Origin of the sequence: Lentzea indica, assembly GCF_012184385.1 — a bacterium.
Lineage (GTDB): Bacteria > Actinomycetota > Actinomycetes > Mycobacteriales > Pseudonocardiaceae > Lentzea > Lentzea indica.
This window is the reverse complement of sequence record NZ_VSRL01000270.1, coordinates 1-11,524: the sequence shown is the minus strand read 5'-3', so window position 1 is coordinate 11,524 and position 11,524 is coordinate 1. Positions and strand designations below refer to the sequence as shown.

General features: G+C 68.4%; 8 protein-coding genes and 2 pseudogenes. 8 read left to right on the top strand and 2 right to left on the bottom strand.

Annotated elements, in window-relative coordinates:
- The 3 genes and pseudogenes from FXN61_RS41040 to FXN61_RS41030 form a co-directional block, all read left to right on the top strand.
- Positions 1-531: pseudogene (locus FXN61_RS41040) on the top strand (hypothetical protein); the annotation flags it as partial.
- Positions 532-537: 6 nt separating this feature from the next.
- A complete protein-coding gene (locus FXN61_RS41035) occupies positions 538-1,185 on the top strand; it encodes a hypothetical protein (protein WP_167979262.1) in 648 nt (215 codons plus the stop codon).
- Positions 1,186-1,245: 60 nt separating this feature from the next.
- Positions 1,246-1,896, top strand: coding sequence for an HD domain-containing protein (locus FXN61_RS41030; protein WP_167979263.1), 651 nt, complete (start codon positions 1,246-1,248; stop codon positions 1,894-1,896).
- Positions 1,897-1,913: 17 nt separating this feature from the next.
- Here the strand turns inward: FXN61_RS41030 and FXN61_RS41025 are convergent, their stop codons facing one another.
- The gene (locus FXN61_RS41025; RefSeq protein ID WP_167979261.1) at positions 1,914-3,827 is read right to left on the bottom strand and encodes a hypothetical protein; all 1,914 of its coding nucleotides are present in this window, start codon (positions 3,825-3,827) and stop codon (positions 1,914-1,916) included.
- Positions 3,828-3,849: 22 nt separating this feature from the next.
- Positions 3,850-4,773, bottom strand: coding sequence for a heme o synthase (locus tag FXN61_RS41020; protein WP_167979260.1), 924 nt, complete (start codon positions 4,771-4,773; stop codon positions 3,850-3,852).
- 243 nt (positions 4,774-5,016) lie between these two features.
- On the opposite strand from FXN61_RS41020, the gene tkt reads away from it, so the two are divergent.
- The 5 genes and pseudogenes from tkt to FXN61_RS53610 form a co-directional block, all read left to right on the top strand.
- Complete coding sequence (gene tkt / locus FXN61_RS41015) at positions 5,017-7,107, top strand: transketolase (RefSeq protein WP_167979259.1); 2,091 nt, start codon at positions 5,017-5,019, stop codon at positions 7,105-7,107.
- Complete coding sequence (gene tal / locus FXN61_RS41010; protein WP_167979258.1) at positions 7,104-8,216, top strand: transaldolase; 1,113 nt, start codon at positions 7,104-7,106, stop codon at positions 8,214-8,216. The genes tkt and tal overlap by 4 nt, the downstream gene beginning before the upstream one ends.
- A gap of 25 nt (positions 8,217-8,241) precedes the next feature.
- A complete protein-coding gene (locus FXN61_RS41005) occupies positions 8,242-9,828 on the top strand; it encodes a phosphoglucose isomerase-related protein (RefSeq protein WP_312878391.1) in 1,587 nt (528 codons plus the stop codon).
- Positions 9,825-11,366: a glucose-6-phosphate dehydrogenase gene (zwf, locus tag FXN61_RS41000; protein WP_167979256.1), complete on the top strand. Its 1,542-nt coding sequence runs from the start codon at positions 9,825-9,827 to the stop codon at positions 11,364-11,366. Before FXN61_RS41005 ends, zwf begins: the two co-directional genes overlap by 4 nt.
- Positions 11,363-11,524: pseudogene (locus tag FXN61_RS53610) on the top strand (glucose-6-phosphate dehydrogenase assembly protein OpcA); the annotation flags it as partial. The gene zwf and the pseudogene FXN61_RS53610, both read left to right, overlap by 4 nt.

The following is an 11,524-nucleotide window of genomic DNA, read 5'->3' as shown; positions in this document are numbered from 1 at the left end:
AGCCGACGCGCGAGCGCATCCAGTCGGCCGCCGACCGCGAGCGTTTCGACGACACCACGAAGTGCATCCTGTGCGCCTGCTGCACGACCTCGTGCCCGGATCCAGAAAAGGCTCAAGGAACAGATCAGCATCGGGCTCGTCGGCCTCTACGCCGCGCGGAGCCGGTGCAACAGGATCGACGTCACGATCGTTTCCGACCCGCCGCTCGATCGGCTCGAGCTGTTCGACGACAGCGCCTGGCTGACGCTCTACAGCAACACCGCGGGAGTGCTCAGGCCGTATCCGCGGACCCTCAGGTTCACCGAGAGCTCGTTCCTGTACGCGATGGAACGCGCGGAGTTCCTGCGGATCAGCAATTCCAAGGCCGGCTATCACTTCGTCATCACGCCGGGAACGACACGCAACGACTTCCTGGCGCTGTTCGAGAAGATCACCGGCGAAACTCTCACACAAGACGGGTTCTCCGAACTCGAGGAGAAGTTCCACGCATTCCGCCGGGAATTCTCCACATCCGCTCAGTTGAGGAGCTGATCGATCTTGCTAGCCGAGTTCACCGGGTTGTCCGCGCTCGAGGAGCTCGCCGCTCGGGTGAAGTGCGCCGAATTCCCCGTCGTGGACCACTGGGCCGACGTCGGCACGTGGTTTCGCGAGTGGGCGGCCCGGCCGAAGCTGCGCAAGGAGCTTCGCGCGTACATCGACGGGCTCACACCCCAGGAGGCGACCTGGGTGATCGCGCATTCCCGCGAGACGACGACGCACTTCGCGTGGTGCTTGAGGGACGAACCGGACGAACCGTTCACGTTCTGGCTGCACGAGTACAAACCGCTGTCGGACTGGCGGACCGGGTACGCGGACTCCGTCCACAACCACCGGTACCACTTCTGCACCACCATCCTGAGCGGCGCCTACCTGCACGAACGTTTCGACGCCCGGCTCGGCGTCGGTGGCCGCACGGTCGTCGGCACGGAGCTCACCCAACGCATCCAGTGCCCTGAAGGCACCACCGGCACGTTGCTCGCGCACGAGTTCCACCGCATCCCCCGCGCGGCCGACGGGACCATGACGTTCCTGGTCAAGTCACGTGCCGTCACGCCGTGGAGCCTCAGCTACGACCCGGACACCGGGATCAGCCACCGGCACGTGCCGGTCGAGGACCGACTGGAGGATCTGACGAACCAGCTCTGAAGCCCTACGGAGGCACCCGTAGCACGCTTACCATCAGCCCACCCGGCGGGAGGGCTGATGATGCGTACGCGCACAACGATTCCGAGCTCCGTCATCGCGGACGTGGAGCAGCGCGTGAGGCGGCTGTGCGAGGACCTGGCCGCGAAGCTGCAGTTCCACGGCTGGCACCACGTGAGCTTCGTCCGCGACAAGGCGGTGCACTTCGCCGCGCGCAACGGTGCAGCGAAGGACATCGTCGAGGTCGCCGCGCTGGTGCACGACCTGAACTACATGGTCCGCCGCAACTCGCTGCCGACCGACGGCGAGGCACTGCGCAGGAAGGTCCTCTTCGTCGCCGGTGTGTGCGTCGGCGACATCGAGTGGATCGAGAACATCGTCGTCGAGGCCGAGATGCGCACCCGCCACCGGGACATCTCGCTGGAGGCGCAGGCGCTGTCCGACGCCGACACGCTGTTCAAGGCGCTCCCGGTCACGCCTGTCGTCCTGGCGCACAAGTACCTCCAGGAGAACGGGATCACGCTGCGCGAGCTTGCGTACAAGATCGTGGGCGAGCAGGTGGGCAAGGCCGACGACGGCTACTACTTCTACGACGCGGAGGCCGCCGCGACCTACACGAAGTGGGCCGAGACGAACCTCTCGTTGTGGAAGTGCATCGTCGAGTCCCTCGACGACCCGTGCGTCGAGGACCTGCTGACCAAGGTGGCGTCCTGAGCAGGCCGTGGTGAGGGTCAGTGCAGCCGCAGGTCCGCACCGGCGTGCAGGGTGTACGCGAGCCCCATGACGTTGCCGCGGCCGAGCATCTCCCAGCGCGTCCGCCGCAACGCCTCCCCCGCGCTCATCCCCTCCGCGAGCCGGGCCAGCACCATGCCGCTCACCCACCCCGCCATGCCCTGGTCCACGGCGACCTCGGGGCAGATCACGCCCGCGGCACCCGCCTGGTTCACGAAGGCGTCGACGAGATGCGCGGCTGGTGACGTCATCACGACCAACGGCCGGTGCGGCCAGCCGTCGACGTCCACGGCGTCCAGAGCGCGCTCGTCGTAGACCAGGTGCATGACGTCCGCACGCTCGTCCGACAACGCACGTGCCAGTTCCGGCGGACTGACGTAGGCGGACGAGATCGACTCCGGCGGCAGGAACGACATCAGCTCGGCGACGTGCCGCTGGGTGAGCGTCCTGTCCAGCCCGGGATCGACGGCCATCGCCACCTCGACCGGGCGCGACCGCGGCGCCACCTGCCACGCCAGCGGCCCCGCCGGCTGCTCCAGCACGCTCGACAGGCCCCAGAAACCGAAGGGGCACAACACGTTCCCGCTGTGATCCGGCTCAGGACAGCCCGGCGGCACCGCTCCGCCGACCCCGAACGGCCCGAACCGCTGCAGGGACGCGCACACCCGGTACGGCCCGTCGGCGAACGGCAGGTCGTACACCGAGGCCCACGGCACGCGAGTCTCGCCGGCCACCGTGATCACCGCACCGCGCCGGACCACACCGCCGTCGGGAAACAGCCGCCCGTGCAGCGCCGCACCCCGCACCGCCAGTCCGGCGAGATCCGCGCAGAACGCCGGGAAGTCCTTGCCGTACCAGGGATCCATCCCGGACACGGGTGGCAGCTCGCAGCCGCCGTCCAGACTGACCCAGTGCGGATCTCCACCGGCCGCCACCAACGCCCGTTGCCCGAGCACCATGATCGACGCCACCCGTGACGACAACGGCTCGAGATCGGCGAACGTCCGCGAGAGCCGGAAACGCAGCCGGGTCTTGGACTCGCCGCCCCCGACCGGCAACACCACCTGCTCGACGTGCACCGGCACCGCGCCGCGGTAGATGACCAGCTCACCACTCCACGGCACCGACGCGTACGGGGTCGTGACCGGGAAGCTCACCCATGGGCTCGCCGCGTCCGCCGGCAGCACGAACGCCTCGGACTGCACGGCGCGCCCGTTCATGCCGAGCACGGCCCGCAGCTCCAGGTCGCCGGGCAACGGCACGTGATGCGGCCCGACGCGCACCCACACCTCGTAGTCCGCACCGGGCCGCAACGCCCCGGCGATGCCCTCGGTCGCACCCGGCAACGCGACCACGACGCTCACCGCACGATCGTCGGGCGGCGGCGGTGCGGGCAAGGCGGTGTAGGTGATCATCCGGCGCCGCTCCAGCTCCCGGAACTGGAAGACGACGTCCTCCACCCGTCCCTCGCCGGGACCGCGAGGCACGGCGATCACCACGTGCGGCGCGCTCCACCCCATCAGCACGGACTCTGAGTCCACATCGGACACCCAGGTGTGCGCGGCGGTGAAGAGCACGACCGGCCGTCCGAGTCCGCGCACGGCCCGGACCACCGGGGCCGAGTCCCAGGAGCGCGTGTCGTGCAACGCCACCAGGTCGCCGGGCACGTCCGTGATCGACGGCAACGCGGAGGCGGACGGGAAGTGCCGGAGGTCCAGAACGGCGAACCGGAGCACCCGCACCCGCATCGCAACCGCGGTGGACGCGGGGTGGCCCATCGCGAGCCCCTGGCTGACCTGCGCCCAGCCGCCGGGATCGGTCACGACGACGAACGACTTGATCGGCGTCAGGGCTGCGACGAAGTCGAGTGGTGAACCTTCACCACCGGTGACGGTGAACTCAACGGGCGCCACAGCCGTACGCCTGGAGGTGCAGCTAGAACGGCCAGGCAAGCACCGGCAACCCGACCACGGCGTCCACGGCGAGACCGCAGAACACGAGCATCAGGTAGAGGTTCGACATGTGGAAGAACTTCATGGTGTTCGTGGAACCGCCGCGGCGCACAACGTTGTGCAGCTTGTGCGCGAAGACGGCGAACCACACGCCCGACAGCGCCGCCACAGCCACGTAGATCCACGAGGTGACGGGAGCGAGGGCGAGCGTGCAGACGACGGTGATCCAGCTGTAGATGACGATCTGCCGCGTCACCTGCTGAGCTGTGGCCACCACCGGCAGCATCGGCACACCTGCTCGGGCGTAGTCCTCCTTGAACTTCATCGCGAGGGCCCAGGTGTGCGGCGGAGTCCAGAAGAAGATGACGCCGAACATGACCAGGGCCGGCCACTCGACCGTGCCCGTCACCGCGCTCCAGCCGATGATCACCGGCATGCAGCCCGCCATGCCGCCCCAGATGATGTTCTGGGAGGTGCGGCGCTTGAGAACGAGCGTGTAGACGAAGATGTAGAAGAGGATCGTCGCCACCGCGAAGGCAGCCGACATCAGGTTGACGAAGATCCAGAGGAACGCGAACGAGACGATTCCGAGCACGATGCCGAAGATCAGGGCGTTGCGCGGCGGAATGGTGTTCTGGGCGAGCGGGCGGGCCGTGGTCCGCTTCATGACCGAGTCGATGTCGGCGTCGACGAAGCAGTTGAGGGCATTTGCCGACCCCGCGGCGAGGGTGCCGCCGGTGAGGGTGCAGGCGATCAGCCACAGCGGCGGCAGGCCGCGCTGGGCGAGCAGCATCGCGGGGATCGTGGTGATCAGCAGGAGCTCGATGACCCGCGGCTTGGTGAGGGCCACGTAGGCGCCCACGACCTGGCGAGGCGACCGGGAAGCAGCCTCGAGAACGGCACTCATCGCGGGGGCGCTCCTCGTGTCGAGACAGGTGTGAAATCCAGCGACTGATGGTAACCGCGCAAAGAATTCACAGCCCGTTCGGGTGCTGGTGTGCCCCGGCACACACCCGCCTGGGACCTTTCAGAGCAACATCCGAATCTCTCAGGACTAGGCTGGCCGGAAGACGAGGGAGAGACGCGGGTCAGGCCGTTCGGGATCGATCAAGCCTGCCCGCCCTAGCGACAAGAGTGGAGCTGTAAGTCCGTGACCGTCACCGACGACATCACCCGGCTCACGAAGGCCGATCTGCCCGATGACTGGACGGAGCTGGACAAGCGCGCCGTCGACACCGCTCGACTGCTCGCGGCGGATGCGGTGCAGAAGGTCGGCAACGGGCACCCCGGCACGGCCATGAGCCTCGCGCCGCTGGCGTACACGCTGTTCCAGCGCGTCCTGCGGCACGACCCCGCCGACCCGGACTGGATCGGCCGCGACCGGTTCGTGCTGTCCGCGGGCCACTCCAGCCTGACGCTGTACGTGCAGCTGTTCCTCTCCGGCTACGGCCTGGAGCTGGACGACCTGAAGGCGTTGCGCACGTGGGGTTCCCAGACCCCCGGCCACCCCGAGCACGGTCACACCAGGGGCATCGAGATCACGACGGGCCCGCTGGGCTCCGGTCTCGCCTCCGCGGTCGGCATGGCGATGGCCGCCCGCCGCGAGCGCGGCCTGTTCGACCCGGACGCCGCGCCGGGCACGAGCCCGTTCGACCACAACATCTACGTGATCGCCTCCGACGGTGACATCGAGGAGGGCGTCACCTCCGAGGCGTCCTCGCTCGCCGGCACGCAGCAGCTGGGCAACCTGGTCGTCTTCTACGACGACAACAAGATCTCGATCGAGGACGACACCACGATCGCGCTGTCCGAGGACACCGCGAAGCGCTACGAAGCCTACGGCTGGCACGTGCAGGTCGTGGAGTCCGGCGAGAACGTCAAGGGCATCCTCGAGGCGATCGAGAACGCGAAGGCGGAGACCGAGCGCCCCTCGTTCATCCTGCTCCGCACGATCATCGGCTACCCGGCGCCGACCAAGCAGAACACCGGTGCCGCGCACGGTGCCGCCCTGGGCGCCGACGAGGTCAAGGCCACCAAGGAGATCCTCGGTTTCGACCCCGAGCAGACCTTCGAGGTCGCCGACGAGGTCCTGGACCACGCGCGCGAGGTCGTGAAGCGCGGAGTGCACGCCAAGGCCGAGTGGTCGAAGTCGTTCGACGCATGGGCGCAGGCGAACCCGGAGAACAAGAAGCTGCTGGACCGCCTGATCGCCCGTCAGCTGCCCGAGGGCTGGGCGGACGCGCTGCCGTCCTACCCGGTGGACGCCAAGGGTGTCCCGACCCGCAAGGCCTCCGGCGAGGTGATCAACGCGCTCGCCGCCGCGCTGCCCGAGCTGTGGGGCGGTTCCGCCGACCTGGCCGAGTCGAACCTGACGACGATCAAGGGCGCCAAGTCGTTCGGCCCGGAGTCGATCTCCACCGGCATGTGGAAGGCCGACCCGTACGGCCGCGTGCTGCACTTCGGTGTCCGCGAGCACGCGATGGGCGCGATCCTCAACGGCATCGCGCTGCACGGCCCGACCCGCCCGTTCGGCGGCACGTTCCTCGTGTTCTCCGACTACATGCGCCCGTCGGTGCGGCTCGCGGCGATCATGCAGGCCGCGGTCACGTACGTGTGGACGCACGACTCCATCGGCCTGGGCGAGGACGGCCCGACGCACCAGCCGATCGAGCACCTCGCCGCCCTGCGCGCGATCCCGGACTTCGCGGTCGTCCGCCCCGGCGACGGCAACGAGACCGCGTACGCGTGGAAGGCGACGCTGGAGCAGTTCGGCCCGGTCGGCCTCGCGCTGACCCGCCAGAACGTCCCGACGCTGGAGGGCACCTCCGCCGAGGGCGTGAAGCGCGGCGGCTACGTGCTCTTCGGTGACGAGAACCCCGAGATCGTGATCATCGGCACGGGCTCCGAGCTGCAGATCGCACACGAGGCTGGAAAGGTTCTGCAGGGCGAAGGCGTTGCAGTGCGTGTGGTCTCCATGCCGTCGATCGACTGGTTCGAGAAGCAGGACGCCGAGTACCGCGAGTCGGTCATCCCGTCGTCGGTGAAGGCGCGCGTCGCTGTCGAAGCCGGCATCGCGCAGCCGTGGTACCGCTACGTCGGCGACGCGGGCGAGATCGTGTCGATCGACCACTTCGGTGCCTCGGCCGACTACCAGACGTTGTTCAAGGAGTTCGGCTTCACGACGGAGAACGTCGTCGCCGCGGCGCGCCGTTCGCTGGAGCGAGTGAGGGGAAGCAAGTGAGCAAGGAGAACCTGGTCGCATTGTCCGGCGCGGGCGTCTCGATCTGGCTCGACGACCTGTCCCGTGAGCGGCTCACCAGTGGCAACCTGGACGAGCTGATCCGCGACTGGAACGTCGTCGGTGTCACGACGAACCCGACGATCTTCGCGGGCGCGTTGTCGAAGGGCGAGTCCTACGACGAGCAGGTCCGCGAGCTCGCCAACCGGGGCGCCGACACCGAGGCGACCATCCGCGAGGTCACGACGACGGACGTGCGCAACGCGTGCGACAAGTTCCGCGACATCTACAACTCGACCAACGGTGTGGACGGCCGCGTCTCCATCGAGGTCGACCCGCGCCTGGCGTTCGACACGGACAAGACCGTGGCCGAGGCTCAGGACCTGTGGAAGACCGTGGACCGGCCGAACCTGCTGGTGAAGATCCCGGCCACGGAGGCCGGTCTGCCCGCGATCACCAAGACGATCGCCGAGGGCATCAGCGTCAACGTCACGCTGATCTTCTCGACCGAGCGCTACCAGGCCGTCATGGACGCCTACATCGCGGGCCTCGAACAGGCCAAGGCGAACGGCCACGACCTGCGCTCGATCCACTCGGTCGCGTCGTTCTTCGTGTCCCGTGTGGACACCGAGATCGACAAGCGTCTCGACAAGATCGGCACGGATGAGACGAAGGCGTTGCGCGGCAAGGCCGCTCTCGCCAACGCGTGGATCGCCTACGGAGCGTTCGAGCAGACGTTCCAGGGCGAGCGCTGGGAGGCTCTCAAGGCGGACGGCGCCAACGCGCAGCGTCCGCTGTGGGCGTCGACCGGTGTGAAGGACCCGAGCTACTCCCCCACCCTCTACGTCGACCAGCTCGTCGTCACCGACGTCGTGAACACGATGCCGGAGAAGACGCTGCACGCCGTCGCCGACGGGGGCAAGATCGTCGGTGACACGGTCACCGGACGCGCCGCTGAGGGCCAGGAGGTGTTCGACAAGCTCGCCGCCGTGGGAATCGACCTCGAGGACGTGTTCAAGGTCCTGGAGACCGAGGGTGTCGAGAAGTTCGAGAAGTCCTGGGAAGAGTTGCTCGAGACGGTGACGAACCAACTGGCTCAACTGAAGGGCTGATCACGAAGTGACCTCCGTCGAAATCGTGAGGTCACCGAACGCCGACCAGGTCAGCACGATCGCTGCTGACCTGGTCGCGGATTCGGTGCCGAGCAAGCTGACCGCGCAGGACCCGACCCTGTGGGGGCCGGAAGCCGAGTCCGAGGCGAGCATTCGCCTCTCGTGGACGACGTTGCACGAGACGTCCCGTTCACTGCTCCCCGAGCTCAAGGCCCTGCGCACCGCACTGCACGCCGAGGGCGTCGACCGCGTCGTGCTCGCCGGTATGGGTGGCTCGTCGCTGGCCCCCGAGGTGATCACGCGGACGCAGAACGTGCCGCTGGTCGTGCTGGACACCACCGATCCCGCCCAGGTCGCCGACGCTCTCGCCGGTGATCTCGAGCGCACGGTGATCGTGGTGTCGTCCAAGTCCGGTGGAACCGTCGAGACCGACAGCCACCGGCGCATCTTCGAGAAGGCTTTCGCGGACGCGGGCATCGACGCCGCGTCGCGCATCGTGGTGGTCACCGACCCCGGCTCGCCGTTGCAGAAGGCGTCCGAGGAGGCGGGCTACCGCAAGGTGTTCCTGGCAGACCCGAACGTGGGTGGCCGTTACTCGGCGCTGACCGCGTTCGGGCTGGTGCCGTCCTACCTCGCCGGCGCCGACGTCGAGTCGCTGCTCGACGACGCCGCCGAGGTCGCGAAGCTGGTGTCGCAGGACTCCGTCGACAACCCGGCCGTCCAGCTGGCCGCGATCTTCGGTGCCGCGCACGCGCACGGCGCCGAGAAGATCATCTTCGCCGACACCGGTTCCGGCATCGTGGGGTTCGGCGACTGGGCTGAGCAGCTGATCGCCGAGTCGACCGGCAAGAACGGCACCGGCCTGCTGCCGGTCGTGGTCGAGGGTCCTGGCGCTCCCGGTTTCGTGGACGCGCGTTCGGATGCCACCACCGTCGCGATCGGACCGGCCACCGGGTCGGCCAACGTCGCGGTCGAGGGCAAGCTGGGCGCGCAGTTCCTGCTGTGGGAGTGCGCGACCGCGCTCGTCGGCAAGGTGCTCGGCATCAACCCGTTCGACCAGCCCGACGTCGAGGCCGCGAAGAAGGCCTCTCGCGCGCTGCTCGACGCGCCCGCCGTCGCCGCGACCATGCCGTCCTTTGTGGACGGACCGGTCGAGGGCCACGGCACCGACTGGGCGCAGCGGAAGGTGAACACCGTCGCGGAAGCGCTTGCGGCGCTGGTTGAAGTGGCGCCCGACCACGGCTACATCTCGGTTCAGGCGTACTTGGACAGGATCGACGACGCGTCGTTCGAGCTGCTCCGTGCGGAGATCGCGAAGCGGACGCACCTGCAGACCACGTTCGGCTGGGGTCCACGCTTCCTGCACTCGACCGGCCAGTACCACAAGGGCGGTCACCAGAACGGCGTGTTCATCCAGATCACCGGCGTGTCCGGCGACGACCTGGAGGTGCCCGGCCGTCCCTACACGCTGGCGCAGCTGCAGCTCGCGCAGGCGCTCGGCGACGGTCAGGTGCTGGCCGAACACGGCCGGCCGGTGCTGCGGTTGCACCTCGAGGACCGCATCGCAGGTCTGGCCCAGCTCGTCGAGGCAGTCCAGGAGGACGGCTCGTGACCACATCCGACAAGTGGCGCAACCCGCTGCGGGACGCGCGCGACAAGCGCCTGCCCCGCATCGCGGGCCCGAGCGCCCTGGTCATCTTCGGTGTCACCGGTGACCTGTCGCGCAAGAAGCTGATGCCCGCGATCTACGACCTCGCGAACCGGGGTCTGCTGCCGCCGGGCTTCGGTCTCGTCGGCTTCGCCCGCCGCGACTGGGCCGACCAGGACTTCATGAAGGTCGTGCACGACGCGGTGAAGGAGCACGCGCGGACCCCGTTCAACGAGGCGGTCTGGCAGCAGCTCGCCGAGGGCATCCGGTTCGTGCAGGGCACGTTCGACGACGACCAGTCGTTCGACAACCTGGCCTCGTGCCTGGCCGCTCTGGACGCCGAGCGCGGCACGGGCGGCAACCACGCGTTCTACCTGTCGATCCCGCCCGGCGCGTTCCCGACGGTGGTCAACCAGCTCAAGCGCGCGGGTCTGGCGCAGGCACAGGGCGACCAGTGGCGCCGGGTCGTCATCGAGAAGCCGTTCGGCCACGACCTGAAGTCGGCCAAGGAGCTGAACCGGGTCGTCAACGAGGTCTTCCCCGAGGAGTCGGTGTTCCGCATCGACCACTACCTCGGCAAGGAGACCGTGCAGAACATCCTGGCGCTGCGGTTCGCGAACCAGCTGTACGAACCCATCTGGAACTCGAACTACGTCGACCACGTGCAGATCACCATGGCCGAGGACATCGGTCTCGGTGGCCGCGCCGGTTACTACGACGGCATCGGCGCCACGCGTGACGTCATCCAGAACCACCTGCTGCAGCTGCTCGCGCTGATCGCGATGGAGGAGCCGGTCTCGTTCAAGCCGGCCGACCTCCGCGCGGAGAAGGTGAAGATCCTCTCGGCGACGCGTCCAGCGGAGCCGTTCGAGGAGACCACCGCGCGCGGCCAGTACACCGGTGGCTGGCAGGGCGGCCAGAAGGTGCCCGGTCTGCTGGAGGAGGGCGGTTTCTCGCCCGAGTCGAAGACCGAGACGTTCGGCGCGATCACCTGCGAGGTCAACACCCGTCGCTGGGCGGGAGTGCCGTTCTACCTGCGCACCGGCAAGCGCCTCGGCCGTCGCGTCACCGAGGTGGCCGTCGTGTTCAAGCGGGCGCCGCACCTGCCGTTCGACGACACCGCGACCGAGGAGCTCGGCCAGAACGCCCTGGTGGTCCGGGTTCAGCCGGACGAGGGCGTGACGATCCGGTTCGGGTCGAAGGTGCCGGGCAACACCATGGAGGTCCGCGACGTCACGATGGACTTCGGCTACGGCCACTCGTTCACCGAGTCGTCGCCGGAGGCCTACGAGCGGCTGCTGCTGGACGTGCTGCTCGGTGAGCCGTCGCTGTTCCCGAAGAACGACGAGGTCGAGCTCTCCTGGGAGATCCTCGACCCGGTGCTCGAGTTCTGGGCGCGCAAGGACGAGCCGGCGCTCGAGAAGTACAAGGCTGGAACCTGGGGCCCGCCGTCGGCGGACGCGATGACCGCCAGGACCGGAAGGCACTGGAGGCGTCCGTGATCATCGACCTGCCCTCGACCACCACCTCCCAGATCAACTCGCGCCTGGTCCGCCTGCGTGACGAGGGTGGCGCGACCACTCTCGGCCGCGTGCTGACGCTGGTCATCGTCACCGAGGACGGCCAGCGCACCGACGCCGCGATCGACGCGGCCAACGAC

What these genes read in the sequence shown, in the direction of transcription:
- FXN61_RS41020 (WP_167979260.1), bottom strand. Translation starts at nt 4,773, where the DNA reads ATGAGTGCCGTTCTCGAGGCTGCTTCCCGGTCGCCTCGCCAGGTCGTG.
- FXN61_RS41030 (WP_167979263.1), top strand. Translation starts at nt 1,246, where the DNA reads ATGCGTACGCGCACAACGATTCCGAGCTCCGTCATCGCGGACGTGGAG.